Origin of the sequence: Lonsdalea quercina (genome assembly GCF_900107885.1) — a bacterium.
GTDB lineage: Bacteria > Pseudomonadota > Gammaproteobacteria > Enterobacterales > Enterobacteriaceae > Lonsdalea > Lonsdalea quercina.
The window spans coordinates 28,105-44,602 of record NZ_FNQS01000010.1 but is presented as its reverse complement, the minus strand read 5'-3'; the positions used below and the strand labels follow the sequence as shown (position 1 = coordinate 44,602).

The 16,498-nt window shown below is 54.3% G+C and carries 12 protein-coding genes and 1 tRNA gene; 7 read left to right on the top strand and 6 right to left on the bottom strand.

Annotation, left to right across the window (positions count from 1 at the left end):
- Positions 1-599: 599 nt before the first annotated feature.
- The gene (gene uspA / locus BLU64_RS13440) at positions 600-1,037 is read right to left on the bottom strand and encodes a universal stress protein UspA (RefSeq protein ID WP_026740816.1); all 438 of its coding nucleotides are present in this window, start codon (positions 1,035-1,037) and stop codon (positions 600-602) included.
- A gap of 591 nt (positions 1,038-1,628) precedes the next feature.
- Between uspA and uspB the strand changes: the two genes are divergently transcribed.
- On the top strand, positions 1,629-1,967 hold the full coding sequence (uspB, locus tag BLU64_RS13435) for a universal stress protein UspB (protein ID WP_026743665.1): 339 nt from the start codon (positions 1,629-1,631) through the stop codon (positions 1,965-1,967).
- 111 nt (positions 1,968-2,078) lie between these two features.
- On the opposite strand, the gene pitA is transcribed toward uspB, so the two are convergent.
- Positions 2,079-3,584, bottom strand: a complete 1,506-nt coding sequence (pitA, locus tag BLU64_RS13430; RefSeq protein ID WP_026743666.1) for an inorganic phosphate transporter PitA — start codon at positions 3,582-3,584, stop codon at positions 2,079-2,081.
- Positions 3,585-3,859: 275 nt separating this feature from the next.
- Here pitA and BLU64_RS13425 point away from each other — a divergent pair, with 275 nt between their 5' ends.
- A complete protein-coding gene (locus tag BLU64_RS13425; protein ID WP_026743667.1) occupies positions 3,860-5,047 on the top strand; it encodes a BaiN/RdsA family NAD(P)/FAD-dependent oxidoreductase in 1,188 nt (395 codons plus the stop codon).
- A 4-nt stretch (positions 5,048-5,051) separates the two neighbouring features.
- Here BLU64_RS13425 and BLU64_RS13420 read toward each other — a convergent pair whose 3' ends face one another.
- From BLU64_RS13420 to ligB, 4 genes are all read right to left on the bottom strand, one after another.
- The gene (locus BLU64_RS13420; protein ID WP_074729017.1) at positions 5,052-6,011 is read right to left on the bottom strand and encodes an arsenic resistance protein; all 960 of its coding nucleotides are present in this window, start codon (positions 6,009-6,011) and stop codon (positions 5,052-5,054) included.
- Between the two features lie 224 nt (positions 6,012-6,235).
- Positions 6,236-6,312: transfer RNA gene (locus BLU64_RS13415), tRNA-Pro, on the bottom strand.
- Between the two features lie 131 nt (positions 6,313-6,443).
- Positions 6,444-8,123, bottom strand: coding sequence for a kdo(2)-lipid A phosphoethanolamine 7''-transferase (eptB, locus tag BLU64_RS13410; protein WP_074729015.1), 1,680 nt, complete (start codon positions 8,121-8,123; stop codon positions 6,444-6,446).
- Between the two features lie 378 nt (positions 8,124-8,501).
- A complete protein-coding gene (gene ligB / locus BLU64_RS13405) occupies positions 8,502-10,205 on the bottom strand; it encodes an NAD-dependent DNA ligase LigB (RefSeq protein WP_074729014.1) in 1,704 nt (567 codons plus the stop codon).
- Between the two features lie 323 nt (positions 10,206-10,528).
- Between ligB and gmk the strand changes: the two genes are divergently transcribed.
- Genes gmk through recG form a run of 5 tightly spaced genes read left to right on the top strand, consistent with a single transcriptional unit; the run spans position 10,529 to position 16,382 of the window.
- Positions 10,529-11,152 (top strand): guanylate kinase, encoded by a 624-nt coding sequence (gmk, locus tag BLU64_RS13400; protein WP_026743671.1) that lies wholly within the window; start codon positions 10,529-10,531, stop codon positions 11,150-11,152.
- Between the two features lie 56 nt (positions 11,153-11,208).
- A complete protein-coding gene (rpoZ, locus tag BLU64_RS13395) occupies positions 11,209-11,484 on the top strand; it encodes a DNA-directed RNA polymerase subunit omega (RefSeq protein WP_026740808.1) in 276 nt (91 codons plus the stop codon).
- 18 nt (positions 11,485-11,502) lie between these two features.
- Positions 11,503-13,602, top strand: coding sequence for a bifunctional GTP diphosphokinase/guanosine-3',5'-bis pyrophosphate 3'-pyrophosphohydrolase (spoT, locus tag BLU64_RS13390; RefSeq protein WP_074729012.1), 2,100 nt, complete (start codon positions 11,503-11,505; stop codon positions 13,600-13,602).
- Between the two features lie 6 nt (positions 13,603-13,608).
- Complete coding sequence (trmH, locus tag BLU64_RS13385) at positions 13,609-14,301, top strand: tRNA (guanosine(18)-2'-O)-methyltransferase TrmH (protein ID WP_026743673.1); 693 nt, start codon at positions 13,609-13,611, stop codon at positions 14,299-14,301.
- Complete coding sequence (gene recG / locus BLU64_RS13380) at positions 14,301-16,382, top strand: ATP-dependent DNA helicase RecG (protein WP_074729010.1); 2,082 nt, start codon at positions 14,301-14,303, stop codon at positions 16,380-16,382. Before trmH ends, recG begins: the two co-directional genes overlap by 1 nt.
- Positions 16,383-16,498: the final 116 nt, after the last annotated feature.

Here is a 16,498-nt window from a genome sequence, read left to right as displayed (position 1 = left end):
TGCCAGTGAATATAGAACAAGGACGTACTTTCCCGAATCAGTCGCGAAATTGCTGTAGGTAGCTTTTTAAAAATGTGACATCGATCATGTTATGCCATCACAATAAAGAAAATAAGCTGGCTCAACCAACGCCACGGCAGATGAAATAACGGACGCGCTCTCCGCTTTTTTAATTTTTCTCCCATCCGAATTAACACACGTTTATTTCGAAGAGGAGCCATAGGATAAGTCCCGGCAGTCACCGTCTCTCCCAAACGAAATTCCTGTGCATCACTTAATTTCGATCAACGCTATTTCACGCTGACGTAAATAAGTCTGGAGTTTCATTGACTGCCTGAAGATCGCACCGGAAATGGTATCCCCTGCTGCGCGAGCGCGTCGCCGTGTTTTAGCCGTCGATACGTGATGGGGTAATCATTAATGAAGCGGTTCCGTCAACGCGGGGGGATCACATGACAGCGTTAAGCCGAATATCGACAAGAAGGGGGAAAAATTCAGCGCCAGAGTGAAAACAGGGTTAGGCAGAACTTTAGGCGGCACGTCGCAGTCATGAAACTACGCACCCGCCACCCTGATACTGAAGCGGCGGGTGACCCACGTTATACTTCTTCGTCATCCTGCAACGGAACAATCAGCATATCGACGTGGATGGTATTGATCAGCTGACGCGCCGAGGACATCAACTTGCTCCAGAAGTCTTGATGGTGTCCGCACATGACCAAATCGACATCGTACTTATGAATGGCATCCAACAGCACCTGGCCCAGATCACCGCTCCCGCTCAGCGTTTCCGCAATAGGGTATCCCGCGTTCTGCGACAGGTCTTTCAAAGCATTTTGCGTCTCTTCAGAGATACGCTGCTGCATATCACCGAGGTTGACATCAATCAGTCCGGTATAGAGATCGGAGTAGTTAACGTCGACATGAATCAAGGAAACCTTGGCATTATACGGCTTGGCCATTGAGACAGCCTTGTCGACCAGCATTTTGCTTTCCGGCGATAGGTCGACGGCAATAAGAATGTGTTTATAAGCCATAATAAGCTCCTTCCATAAAGACTAATGAATGGGTCAGCAGAGTTTTCTCCTGCCAAACTGATACTTACTGGCGATCTGCATCATAACACTCGCTATCGAGAGGGAGATGTTCAGCAGATCACAACGCCGTAGAGTGGCGGTTAGCTGTAGTCACGGAACCCATCACCACGCCTCCCTATTTTGAAGTTAACGCCAGTGTACGCCGATAAGCCGCATCGCCGACGAAAAATCGCGTGAACGCATAAGTATAGCTAAAGATCGCACGCAAAAAGGCTCACAGAGCGGGCTGGGATAACCGGGGGATCTTGCCAATTTTTCATCACATTAGCATGTCTAAGAGACATTAACGGCGTTATAGTAAAAAAATGAAACGGTCTTCTACAATGAAAATAATCCCGCGTCGTTGACTCCGCGCGGAGAAGAAGAATACCGCCAGTAGTCGGCATTATCCGCAGACCGCGCCTTGATACGCCACGATCGAGCCGCACGGAAACATCGCATACATGATATTTGGGATGACTATCCACAGGTGTAAACGACGGAGATTCGTGACGTATAAACATCTGCCGGATAGCTAAGCGGGAGGGGAGCATGGTTATTAGCACGTTTGCGCTTTTCTGGGCCTTATGCATCATTTGCGTCATCAATATGGCGCGTTACTACTCTTCTTTGCGAGTGCTGCTGCTGGTATTGCGAGACTGCGATCCGCTGCTGTACCAGTACGTGGACGGACGCGGTTTCTTCACCGCTCACGGACAACCCAGCAAGCAACTAAGACTCGTTCGCTACATTTACAGCCAGCGCTATCTGGATCATCACGACCCCGAGTTCATCCGTCGCTGTGAACGCGTCCGCGGACAGTTCCTGCTGACATCCGCGCTGTGCGGACTGGTCGTGGTCAGCCTTATCGCCCTGCTCGTCTGGCACTAAAGACGCGACCGATTCAAGGTCACGGCGAACGAGATTTTCTCGAACGTCGCCCATAAAAAAGGCGACCTCAAGTCGCCTTTTTATCGTACGTATTGCTGTTGTCGCGCGGCCTTAAATCAGCTTCAGCGTCAACCAGTACAGCACGCCGGACAGTATCAGCGATACCGGCAGCGTAAAGATCCAGGCCAGCAGGATGCTTTTCACCGTTTTGCTCTGCACGCCGCCGCCATCTACGATCATCGTCCCCGCTACCGCGGAGGAGAGGACATGCGTAGTGGATACCGGCATGCCGGTATAGCTGGCGACCCCGATCGAGAGCGCGGCCGTCACCTGAGCCGAGACGCCCTGAGCATAGGTCATCCCTTTCTTACCGATCTTCTCACCGATAGTAACGGCAACACGTTTCCATCCCACCATGGTTCCGAGAGACAGAGCCAACGCCACGGCGACGATAATCCACAGCGGCGCATACTCTACGGTATGCAGTAAATCGGTACGCAAATTGGTCAGCAGACGTTTGTCTTCGCTGTTCGTTTCAGGCAGCTTGATGATGCGGTCCATGGTGTCGGAAATACACATCAACAGACGGCGAACCTGACCACGGTCATCGCTGGACAACTCGCTGTAGTCTTTCAGGTTATTCAGCAGGCCTAAAGAGTGGTCGATGGCCAGCATGACGCGAGAGCTATCACAATGGAAGTCCGATTTACCCTCGACAGGAATCGTTTTATCCGGTGCGGGCAGCATCGGCGGAGACAGATCAACCACATGCTCCAGCGCTTCGCCGTGAGAATGATAGTAGCCCTGCAGATTCACTATCGCATCGCGAGTTCGGCTAATGTCATAACCCGATGCATTCATGTTCAGCACAAAACCTGCGGGCGCGACGCCGATCAGTACCAGCATAATCAAGCCAATGCCTTTCTGACCATCGTTGGCGCCATGAGAGAAACTGACGCCGACGGCGGAAAGGATCAAAGCGGTACGCGTCCAGAACGGCGGTTTGCGCTTGCCATCCTGTTTCTCACGCTCTGCTGGCGTGAGGTGAACCCGTTTTCTTTTCTTGGTGTTGCTCCAGTAGCGACGCAGCAAGAACACCATGACCCCGGCGATGATCATGCCCACAATCGGAGACAGAATCAGCGACAGAAAAATGCTGACCATCTTTGGAATATTGAGCGCATCGACGACTGACGTATTCGTCAGCAACGCATTGGTCAAACCGATACCGATAATAGAGCCGATCAGAGTATGGGAGCTGGACGCCGGCAGCCCGAAGTACCAGGTACCCAAGTTCCAGATGATCGCAGCCAACAGCATGGAAAAGACCATAGCCAGGCCATGAGCAGAGCTGACGTTCAGCAACAGATCGGTAGGCAATAGGTGGACGATGGCGTAAGCCACGCTTAATCCGCCCAGCAGTACCCCAAGGAAGTTAAATATTCCCGCCATCACCACAGCGAGCTGAGCGCGCATGGCACGAGTATAAATAACGGTAGCAACAGCATTGGCAGTATCGTGAAAGCCGTTAATAGCTTCGTAAAACAATACAAACAGCAAAGCCAAAATCAACATCAGACCGGTGTGGAAATCAATTCCGGCAAATAAATGTAGCATAAGCGTTAGGCCATATAGTGGTCATCAACGCGGCGCATTATCGGCGACAAGCGGGGCTTGGGAAAAGGAAAATCTGACATTATTTTGACTTATTTTAATCCAATCATCCATTGGATAATAATTTATTCGATAAAAATCAGTAAATTGGACCTTATTACGAAATTCTGCAATTTGTAACACTGGTCAGATCACAGGACGAGCACTACAATCTGCCGCCCTGAACGCCAATTCGGCCGCAGGCCGAAACCTGACGAATTGCAGGGGGAGCAAAACAAGTGGAACAGTATGATGTGGTCGTGATTGGCGCAGGCGCGGCAGGGCTATTCTGCGCGGCGCAGGCAGGACAGAAGGGCCTACGGGTGCTGCTGGTGGACAATGGTAAAAAACCGGGCCGCAAGATTTTGATGTCCGGCGGCGGTCGCTGCAATTTCACCAACCTTTACGCAGAGCCTGGCGCTTACCTGTCGCAAAACCCGCACTTCTGCAAGTCCGCCCTGGCGCGCTATACCCAGTGGGACTTTATCGAACTGGTTAACCGCCACGGCATCGCCTATCACGAAAAGACCCTCGGGCAATTGTTCTGCGACGACTCCGCCCAGCAAATCACGGATATGCTGCTGAAGGAGTGTGAACAGGGCCAGGTCACGCTCCGTTTGCGCAGCGAAGTGCTGGACGTGGAAAAGAGCGATGTGTTTACCCTCCGGCTGAACACCGGTGCGATTCAAAGCCCGGAGCTGGTTATCGCCACCGGCGGCCTGTCGATGCCCGGACTCGGCGCCACGCCCTTTGGTTATCAGCTTGCCCAGCAGTTTTCCATCAACGTACTGCCCACCCGCGCGGCGCTGGTGCCCTTCACCCTGCACAAACCACTGCTGGAACAGTTGCAGACGCTGTCCGGCGTCTCTGTGCCGTCTCTGATCGAAGCGGAAAACGGCGTGACCTTTCGCGAGAATATCCTATTCACCCACCGCGGCCTTTCCGGCCCGGCGGTACTTCAGCTTTCCAGCTACTGGCAGCCTGGCGAATTCGTCACCATCAATCTACTGCCCGACCGGGATCTGGCCGCACAGCTTGATGCAGAACGCCTCGCCCATCCCAATCAGAGTCTGAAAAATACGCTGGCGCAGTGGTTGCCCAAGCGTCTGGTGGAGTGTCTTCAGACGTTGGGACAGTTGCCGGATGTCACGCTTAAACAGCTGCAAAAACCACAGCAAACTCAGGTAGAGAACACATTACAGCAATGGCGGGTGCAGCCCAACGGCACAGAAGGCTACCGCACGGCAGAAGTGACGTTGGGCGGAGTCGATACCCACGAACTATCGTCAAAGACGCTGGAAGCCAGCAAGGTGCCTGGACTGTACTTTATCGGCGAAGTCGTGGACGTCACCGGCTGGCTCGGCGGTTACAATTTCCAGTGGGCCTGGAGCTCGGCCTGGGCTTGCGCTCAGGCGCTGGGCAAATAACGACTCACTTGCCTGCGTGAAAGCGCAGACGCGGGGCACAACGAACGTAAATCAGTTCGGCAATCAGCTCGACCAGCGTCTGCGTCACCACCACGACAGGCATCAGCGGTAACGCCCCAGGAACCGACAGCGCCAGCGGCAAAATCACCAGCGAATTTCGTGTCGCAGCGCTAAACATGACGCCCCTTCCCGCCGCCGCATTAAGCTTCAAAAGCCGCGCAACGCCCCAGCCCGCCAGAGGCGCGAGCGCCGAAAACAAAAGGTAAATGGGCAACACCGTCAGCGCGGTGCTTCGCGACTGAGCTAGCTGCGGTACGACAAACGCCGTAATCACCGCCAGCACCAGCGCCGTCGCCGGCACGGGAAGAAATCCAAGCCAGTTCGTCATAACCCGCCCTGCAGAGGTCCTCTTGCTCCAGCGTTGAAAGATCAGAGCCAACAGCAACGGGATTGCAATCATGGTGATAAAAGCATGTAGGAAAGGCTCGATGTTGATGACCTGGGCCGCATCGAATAACAGGCTCAAATAAAGCGGCAACAGCAACATTTGCAACAGCAGCAACAGCGGCGTCGCCGCAAGCAGCAAACGGGAATCCGCCTGCCCCTGCTGACAAAAAGTCACGACGTAGTCGATGCAGGGGCACAACAGTACCATCGCGACTCCATACGCCACCACCGACGGCAGCGGCAATAGCGTCAGCAACAACGCCACCAGCGCAGGTATCGCGACAAAATTGGCGATAAACAAGGCAAGCAGGAAACGCACATGGCGAAAAGCGTTAAACATCTCCCCCAGCGGCAACGATAAAAACGTGACGAACAACATGAATGCCAGGGCCGGGTTGAGCGCCACCACTAGGCCCGACGCCTTCGGCCAGCAAGCAGCAATGACCGCCGCCGCGACCATGGTCGAAAAATAAATTCCCGTTTGCCGTTTTTCCAACACGTCTTTCATCTGGCTCATAAAAAGGCGGACATACTCAATTAAAGAAAACGGCTAGCATCTTGGCAGAAATAGTCGGTGTTGCCTATTGGCGCTCTGAATCCGTGCCAATGTTGCACTGAAATGAGGAGGGACGGCGAAATGAGATAGGTGGCGAAATCTGCGCTAAGGGGAGATAAAAACAAAAAACCCGCGTAGTAAGCGGGTTTTTGGTGAAGACAATCGGGTATCGTCTTCTTTGAATTTGGTCGGTGAGAGAGGATTCGAACCTCCGACCCCTTCGTCCCGAACGAAGTGCGCTACCAAGCTGCGCCACTCACCGAATGCGGGGCGCATATTACTGCGCCCCTGATAACGCGTCAATCCCTTTTTAACAAACGGCCTTGGAGTTGTCGACAAAGCATACAGCGTCATTTTCGTGAACAGGTGTATCCCGCATCTTATTGATTTTAATCAATGAACTGGCTTCGCACACCAGTTGTTGCTCTGATTAATGCCGCCATTAGGAGAGGTATACCCCAGACATCCCAACACCGAGTCGAAGATCTCTTCATGACGCAGAATCTCACCAGCATCCTTTCTGGCCTTCAAATTGGCGAAAGCCCGCTGATGTTCTGGCTCAGCCAGAAACTTGTCGGATGCCCACATCATCACCGGCGACCGAAACTGCTCCGGCGGCGCGACATTACGCGGGGTACCGTGCAGGTGCGAGTTCTCATCGATTGATTCGCCATGATCGGACGAATAGAACACCAACGCTTTTTTATCCCTCATTTGACTAATAACCTGCTCGATAACAGCATCCGTGTAGAGAACGCTGTTATCGAAAGAGTTGATGAGCTGTTCCCGGGTACAGGAGGCATCCACGCTCATACACTCCGGCTGATAGCGGGCGAAGCTACGCGGGTAACGCATCGAATACTGGTAGTGCGACCCTTTAGTATGCAGAACAATCAGGTGTTTACCTTTGGTATAACGTGCCAACGAGGACTTCATCTCATCCACTAACAGCATGTCATCAACCGATTTTCCATCGTTGCGCTTTTCAGAGGCAATCATCTCACGGATGGAGTAGTTATCAGCCCGGATGTTATTGTAGAACCAGACTTCGCTTTGCATAGCGAACAGCTCCGACGAGAATCCCAATCCTTTCATCACGGAAAAAATATTGTGCTCTTTTAGCGTCCGCTGAGGGTTATCTTCCGTCCCGCCTTCTCGTACGAACATACAGCGCATGGACAGTTTGGTCGCGGTATCGCAAGAGCGGCCGCGAAACGCCAGCAAGTTTTTCTCTTTCTCCAACTGCGGTGTCGTGTCCCGCGAGTAGCCTAACAGTCCCAGATGATCCCACCTCGTCGTCTCGCCGATGATAAATACGACGTAGGTATCATCGATATCGTTGGGAGCCTGATAGGTAAAATGTGTGCTGGGGTCAAACAGGGAAGACGCGTCCTGATTTTCATCGTAATGGGCGTAAGCGAACAATCCCAAGGCGGACAGCCAGTTAGAAGGCAGATACGAGTGGGCCACCACGCCGCCATAGCTAGGTAAATCCTGATTAGAGGCTTTCTCCGCGTCAGCATTAACCTTGCCCATGTAATCCATCGGCAGCCAGACCAGCGCAACGATGACCGCCAAACCCAGCGCGGCTCGCAGACGTTTCCCTGACGTTTTCAATTGATCCAGTAACGTATGTTGCAGACGGCTTGTCCAGATGATCGCCAGCGGCGGCAGGCTGACCAGTATCATCCACAGCACGAAATTGACGCCGATCACCTCACGCGAGAGATCGATATCTGTCGTCATCACGGAAGCGATGATGCCGTAGCCGATAACGACATTAAAAAAGGTCATGTAATAACTGGCGGCCACTGAAATTAATGTCAGTAACGATGCCAGAATACGAAAGCATTTTTTTCCGCCCAGAGAAATAAGTCGCATCAGAAAAAAAGTAAACAGAATGCAAGCCAGCAGTTCAGCCACGGCAGAAAGAAAGTGCGTGGCATGCTTGAGGTCGAAAATAGCTACAGAGTCAAAACGGCGGTAATAAACGGATAAATTCAGGAATAAGCCTATATAAAAAGCCAGTATCCAGGAAACTTTGGGTTGGGAAAATGACATCGACACTTTCATTCTTATAATCTGCTCCAGAGGCTCACGTCTGTAAACAGACACCGGAGCCCCCCTCGGAGTTCATTATCTTTGAGGTATAAAACGTAATAAATTCGATGTAGTACAAGCGCTCGACCTGCCGATAGCCGTATCTGACCGCCGAACTATCTGTCTGGCTCACGAAAAGATTAAATTAATTTATCTATTCTGTGGAATAGTCATCTAATTCATTAGTTTTCATGTGTGAATAAACCTTGTGGTCTTATTTTATATATAACGAGAAATAATTCTTTGCGCTTTTGTCAGCAGTATTCACTTTCAATAAAATCATTTATTTGTTATCACGCTAGCTTTTTTATTACTGCCATCGAAATATATCTGACAGGTTGAAATCTCCCGCTATTTAATACCGTACGACTCGATTTGCCGCATCATCGATTGCACCTCTGGATGATGTAAAAACCGACTTATTTTGTGCGCCCGCCGATGACCTACACCGGAAAACTGCTGCCACTCAGCGATGCTGCGTTGCTGAAGCTGAGAAAAAGAGTATCCCGACAGCGCGCCATGAGCCGACTGCGGCAACGGCATCCCCAAGGCCAGAAGCCAACGTGATAGCGGCAGCTGCCGCGTCGACTGGAACTGTTGATGCAGTAGCCCCGCGCGCGTTTCACCGACAGACGCCGCGGTGCTGATCTGGTTTCGTTCCAGAGCCAGCCAGCTAATCAAATCCTTCATCAGATGCGCCTGTATCAATCGTTTCCACATGCCTTCGCGTAATCCTTGTATTGCCAACCCCGCATCGCTGCTTAACCAGACCAAGCGAGCCAGAAATTGCGGCTGACACGCTCTGCTCCATCGGAAACAGGAAAACTCGTCGAACTGCGATGTGTCAGGCGCATCCACCGTCAAACGCTCCATGCTTCGCCACACGACGCCATCGAGCCGGGGTATGCCTTGTCCCGCGAGACTCACGGTCACGCGGTCTCCTGGCAGAACATCCCACCGCCGCCAGCGCGTTACAGAGCCGACATTAACGCTGCGGACCTGCTTATCATCCAGTGTCACCGTTTCCAGCGCCAAAACGGCCCCTATTTTTCCAGTTCGACCCACCGGAAATTCAACGCCCTTGACCTCTGTGACGCGGTGAATCGGCGGATATTTCCAGGCTATCGCCCATTCAGACTCTCCTGGCTGCCAGTAGCGTCCTGCAGGCTCGTCTTCCTGGCGGATCACCACACCATCGGTGACAAACGGCAATGGGGATTGATACCAATGCTCACGCCAGCGTCGAGCCTGTTTCAGCGAGGTGATAGGTTCGGAATAGCGCTCCGTCAACGCAAACCCCATTTCACGCAACGCCGCCAGCCGCTGCGTCATGCTGCGGGGTCCGTCGGGCCACGCCCAGATAAAAACCCCGATATTCGCCAACCGTGGAGAAGGTTGTTTACGCCGCATTTCTCCTGCGACCAACGCCCGGGCATTGAGGCCGCCGAGCTTATTCTGACGATGATTTTCCACCGGAAGAAACAGCTCGCCCTGCAGAACGACACGCTCTGGTATTCCAGTGTTATTGCCCCGCATGAGCCGAATTTGCTGAGGGATGGTTGCGATCTGACGAACCTTCTCCGTCCAATCTTCCCCTTGCCGCCCGTTGCCTCTGCTGACGGCAGAGATCAGGCGGCCTTGCTCGTAAACCAGCGTTACAGCTACACCGTCCACCTTGGGTTGAACCCAAAGATGACGCCGGGCGGCAATCCAATGCCGCAGTTCGCCATCGTCGGAGAGTTTTCTAAGGCCGGTCTGCGCCACCGGGTGAAGCTTTTTTCCCTGATTGGGCAAACGCACCTTGAACACCGCCCCCTGCGTTGGAAAACAGCGCTGCCAGCCAGCCAACATCGTGCGCATCTGGTCATACGCATCATCGGGAACCGGACTTTTGCCCTCGTCGTGATACGCCTTATCCCATTGCGCCAGCTGCTGCCCCAGTCGCTGAATTTCCTGACTGGCCCGCTGGTGAGCCCATTCCGGACAAGCATCGGCAGCCGAAGCCAGTGCCGTCAACAACATCGCCGCTACGCCCAGCCAATATCCATATCGCATAAGTCCCCCCTCGCCTACGTTCAACGCAGCGGCAGTAAAGCATGGAGTCCGACTGCAAACCCAGCGCCGGGGAATACGGTTGCGAGCCGTTTCGCAGACAATTAGCGTCGTTACAGGAAGGCGATAAGAAATTGCGGCGCACTACACAAGGAATAAGCAAAGAAGAGGAAAGGGTTTGAGCGAGGCATAAAGATAAGCCAATTTGTCAAACAAGGCGGGTTCAATACTTACGCTGCGCGACTGACGGCGGCGCGGCATGTATAATGCGGGGAACTGCACGTTCCGCTGCATCAATTCTAACTACTGAATCAGATACATTCATTATGGCTCAAGGCACGTTATATATTGTTTCCGCACCGAGCGGTGCCGGAAAATCCAGTTTGATTACTGCGCTGTTGAAAACGCAGCCGCTGTATGACACACAGGTTTCCATTTCTCATACCACTCGCGATAAACGGCCGGGAGAAAATCACGGCGAGCACTATTATTTCGTGCCGGTTGACGAGTTCAAGCGCATGATTGGGAACAATGAGTTTCTGGAGTATGCCGAGGTTTTCGGTAATTATTACGGAACATCTCGTACCGCCATTGAGCAAGTGCTGTCTACCGGCGTGGATGTATTTCTGGACATAGACTGGCAGGGCGCCAAGCAAATTCGCGAGCGGATGCCCTCCGCACGCAGCATTTTCATCCTGCCGCCCTCTAAAGAAGAGCTTGAACGTCGCCTGCGCGGCCGTGGTCAGGACAGCGAGGAAGTGATTGATCGACGTATGGCGCAGGCGATTGCCGAAATGAGCCACTATGCTGAATACGATTATCTTCTCGTTAACGACGACTTTGATTTGGCGCTGCAGGATTTGAAAACCATCATTCGCGCCGAGCGTCTGCGTTTATCCCGCCAGAAAGTGCGGCATGACGGTTTAATCACCAAACTATTGGCAGACTGACGGCACATTCAGTATCATGCCCAGTCTTTTTTTATTTCCCTGTGGAGTACCTCATTATGGCACGCGTAACTGTTCAAGACGCTGTAGAAAAAATTGGTAACCGTTTTGACCTGGTGTTGGTCGCTGCCCGTCGCGCCCGCCAGATCCAGGTTGGGGGCAAAGATGCTCTGGTTCCTGAAGAAAACGACAAGTACACGGTTATCGCACTGCGTGAGATCGAAGAAGGACTGATCACTTCGCAAATTCTCGACGCCCGTGAACGTCAGGAGCAGCAAGAGCAGGAAGCCGCAGAAATTCAGGCGGTCACCGCAATCGCTGAAGGTCGCCGCTAATAACACCACGAGTCGCCCTTGTATCTGTTTGAAAGCCTTAATCTGCTGATTCAGAGTTACCTGCCCGAAGACCAGATAAAACGTCTCCGGCAGGCTTACCTTGTCGCACGTGATGCTCACGAGGGGCAGACTCGCTCCAGCGGCGAGCCTTACATCACCCATCCAGTCGCCGTAGCCTGCATTTTGGCCGAGATGCGTCTCGACTATGAAACGCTAATGGCGGCGCTACTGCATGATGTGATCGAAGACACGCCCGCCACCTACCAGGATATGGAACAGCTGTTCGGCAAAAGCGTTGCCGAGCTGGTGGAAGGCGTCTCCAAGCTGGATAAGCTGAAGTTTCGCGACAAGAAAGAGGCGCAGGCGGAAAATTTTCGCAAAATGATCATGGCGATGGTGCAAGACATCCGCGTCATCCTGATCAAACTAGCCGACCGCACCCACAACATGCGGACGCTGGGAGCGCTAAGGCCGGATAAGCGCCGACGTATCGCCCGGGAAACATTGGAAATCTACAGCCCTCTGGCCCATCGGCTTGGTATTCATCATCTTAAAACCGAACTGGAAGAGCTGGGGTTTGAAGCGCTCTATCCGAACCGTTACCGCGTCATCAAAGAAGTGGTGAAAGCCGCGCGCGGCAACCGTAAGGAGATGATTCAGAAGATCCTATCTGAAATCGAGGGCCGTTTGCTGGAAGCCGGTATCCCCTGTCGCGTTAGTGGCCGGGAAAAACACCTCTACTCCATCTACTGCAAGATGCACCTGAAAGAACAGCGTTTTCACTCCATTATGGATATATACGCCTTTCGGGTAATCGTCAGCGATTTGGATACCTGCTATCGCGTGCTGGGCCAGGTACACGGCCTGTACAAACCGCGCCCCGGTCGCGTTAAAGACTATATCGCCATCCCGAAAGCCAACGGCTATCAATCTTTGCATACCTCGTTGATCGGCCCGCACGGCGTCCCGGTCGAAGTGCAGATCCGTACGGAAGATATGGATCAAATGGCCGAGATGGGCGTAGCCGCACACTGGGCTTATAAAGAAGGTGAAAGCAGCACGACCGCGCAGGTCCGCGCGCGCCGCTGGATGCAGAGCCTGATGGAGCTGCAGCAAAGCGCAGGCAGTTCATTTGAATTTATCGAAAGCGTGAAGTCGGATTTGTTTCCGGACGAAATGTACGTCTTCACGCCCGAAGGCCGCATTGTGGAACTCCCTTCCGGCGCTACGCCGGTGGACTTCGCCTACGCGGTGCATACCGACATCGGTCACGCCTGCGTGGGCGCACGTGTTGACCGTCAGCCGTATCCGTTGTCTCAAGCGCTGAAAAGTGGTCAGACGGTTGAGATCATCACGGCGCCCGGCGCACGGCCAAACGCCGCCTGGCTGAACTTTGTCGTCAGTTCCAAAGCCCGAGCCAGAATCCGTCAGATGCTGAAGAATCTGAAGCGTGACGATTCCGTCAGCTTGGGGCGTCGTCTGCTGAACCACGCGCTAGGCCACGGACGCAAGCTATCTGAAGTTCCGTCCCCCAATATTCAGCGCGAGCTGGACCGAATGAAGCTCTCTTCGCTGGACGATCTGCTGGCGGAAATCGGCCTTGGCAATGCCATGAGCATCGTGGTGGCCAAAAATCTGCTGGAGGAAGATACCGGATTGAACAGCTCCGGCATCCGTAAGTTACCGATCAAAGGCGCCGACGGCGTGTTGGTGACATTCGCCAAATGCTGCCGCCCCATTCCGGGCGATCCGATCATTGCGCACGTCAGCCCAGGTAAAGGGCTGGTGATCCACCATGAATCCTGCCGCAATATCCGGGGTTACCAGAAAGAACCCGAAAAATTCATGGCGGTGGAATGGGACAAGGTCACTGAGCAGGAGTTCCTGACGGAAATCAAGGTAGACATGCTCAACCATCAGGGCGTTCTGGCCAACCTGACCGCAGCCATCAACACCGCCAATGCCAATATCCAGAGCATCAACACGGAAGAAAAAGACGGCAGAGTGTACAGTGCCTTCATACGCCTGACCACGCGCGACCGTGTCCATCTCGCGAATATTATGCGCAAGATCCGCGTGATGCCGGATGTGATTAAAGTTAACCGTAACCGAAACTAACCTGTTATGACGCCAGAACGCTATACGCGCATCAGAGAGATGCTGAATCACCGCCAGCCCGACTTGACGGTGTGTATGGAGCAGGTCCATAAGCCTCACAATGTTTCCGCCGTTATTCGGACGGCGGACGCCGTAGGCGTTCATCAGGTACACGCCATATGGCCGACCGGTAGCATGAGAACGCTGGTTTCCACTGCCGCTGGCAGCAATAGCTGGGTAAAAGTCAAAACGCATGCCACAATCAAGGACGCCGTCGGACACCTGAAGGCGCAAGGCATGCAGGTTCTTGCCACCCACCTTTCCGACAAAGCTGTTGATTTTCGCGACATCGACTATACGCGGCCCACCTGCATTCTTCTTGGACAGGAAAAAAGCGGCATCTCCGCCGAAGCGCTGGCTTTGGCGGACCAGGACATCATTATTCCGATGACCGGGATGGTCCAATCCCTCAATGTCTCCGTCGCCTCCGCATTAATTCTTTACGAGGCGCAGCGCCAGCGTCAAATGGCCGGGATGTATCAACGTGACGCCAGCCCACTGGACGAAGAAGAGCAACAGCGGCTGTTGTTCGAGGGCGGTTACCCCGTTCTCGCCCGCGTAGCGAAGCGTAAAGGACTTCCACGACCACGCATAGACCAGCAAGGTCAGGTGGTCGCCGACACCCCGTGGTGGGCCGCCATGCAGTCCACGGTGCAATAATGCGCGGGCGCCTGCTGAATACCCAACCGCTGAACACGCTTGTCGGCGTCGGGCCCAGTCAGGCAAATAAATTGGCCCGCATCGGTCTGGAAACGGTGGAAGACCTGCTGTTTCATCTACCGCTGCGCTACGAAGACCGCACTCAGCTTTATCCCATCAACGACCTTCTTCCGGGCATCTACGCGACCGTAGAGGGTGAAATTTTGCGCTGTGACGTCACCTTTGGCCGCCGTCGTATGCTGACCTGCCAGATCAGCGATGGCAGCGGCATGCTCACGCTGCGCTTTTTCAATTTCAACGCCGCCATGAAGAACAGCCTGTCGCCGGGCCAGCGGGTCATCGCTTATGGCGAAATCCGCCGAGGCAAGCTGGGGGCTGAAATTATCCACCCGGAGTATCGGGTTCAGGGCGAAGAAAGCGACGTAGCACTACAGGAAACGCTGACGCCGGTCTATCCCACCACCGACGGCATCCGCCAGGCCACGCTGCGTAAGCTGACCGACCAGGCGCTGAAACTGCTGGACCGCCATCCGATTGATGAACTGCTGCCGCAGGAGCTCAATCACACGATGATTAGCCTGACGGAAGCGCTGCATACGCTTCATCGGCCACCGCCCGACATGCAATTGAGCGAACTGGAGCAGGGTAAACATCCGGCTCAGCAACGCTTGATCATGGAAGAGCTGTTGGCCCACAACCTGAGCATGCTGGCTGCACGTGCCGGCGCCCAGCGCCACCACGCGCTGGCGTTGCCACCCCGCGATACGTTGAAACAACAGTTGCTGTCCGCCCTCCCGTTTTCGCCGACTCGGGCGCAGGAGCGCGTCGTGGCCGAAATCGAACAGGATTTGAATCACCCTTATCCCATGATGCGGCTGGTTCAGGGCGACGTCGGCTCCGGCAAAACGCTGGTGGCGGCTTTGGCCGCATTACGCGCCATTGCTCACGGCAAGCAGGTGGCTCTCATGGCGCCGACCGAACTGTTGGCGGAACAACATGCGCACAACTTCCGTCAATGGTTTGCGCCACTCGGCATCAACGTCGGATGGCTGGCCGGAAAGCAAAAAGGCAAAGCGCGTCAGGCCCAGCAGGAAGCGATCGCCAACGGCGATGTCGGCATGGTGGTCGGTACTCACGCCATTTTCCAGCAGCAGGTCCAATTTAACGGTCTGGCGCTGGTCATTATCGATGAACAGCACCGGTTCGGCGTACATCAGCGGCTTGCCCTGTGGGAAAAAGGCGAGCAGCAAGGATTTCACCCCCACCAGCTGATCATGACCGCGACGCCGATCCCGCGTACGCTGGCAATGACCGCGTACGCCGACCTGGAAACGTCCATCATCGACGAACTACCGCCGGGCAGAACGCCCGTCACTACCGTCGCCATCCCCGACACCCGCCGTAGCGATATCATCCAGCGTGTCGACAATGCCTGTCAGCAGGAAGGGCGTCAGGCCTACTGGGTGTGTACCCTGATTGAAGAGTCGGACCTTCTGGAGGCGCAGGCGGCGGAAGCTACCTGTCAGGAACTGCGCGAAGCGCTGCCGGCGCTCACTATCGGACTGGTGCACGGACGAATGAAGGCGCAGGAAAAACAACAGGTGATGGAGGCGTTCAAGGCAGGCCAAATTCAGCTGCTCGTCGCTACCACCGTGATTGAAGTCGGGGTCGACGTCCCCAACGCCAGCCTGATGATTATCGAAAACCCGGAACGGCTCGGTTTGGCGCAGCTGCACCAGCTGCGCGGACGCGTCGGCCGCGGTTCGGTCGCATCCCACTGCGTACTGTTGTACAAATCACCGCTCAGCAAAACCGCCCAGAAGCGGCTGCAGGTTTTACGGGATAGCAACGATGGCTTTGTGATCGCGCAACGCGATCTCGAGATCCGCGGACCGGGTGAGTTGCTTGGCACCCGTCAAACCGGCAGCGCCGAATTCAAAGTCGCCGACCTTCTGCGAGACCAGGCGCTGATCCCACAGGTCCAGCGTCTTGCCCGCCATATCCATGAGCGCTATCCCGAACACGCGCAAGCGCTGATAGAACGCTGGCTGCCGGAAAGCGCGCGCTACACCAACGCCTAAACGCCGGCAGCGATCACGTCCCCCAGATTCCCCACCACGGGCGTACAAGAAGATGAAGTGCGCAACCGTTTGCTTTTGTTAGGCAGATCATTAAAATGCGGTTTTTGTCGTTCTGG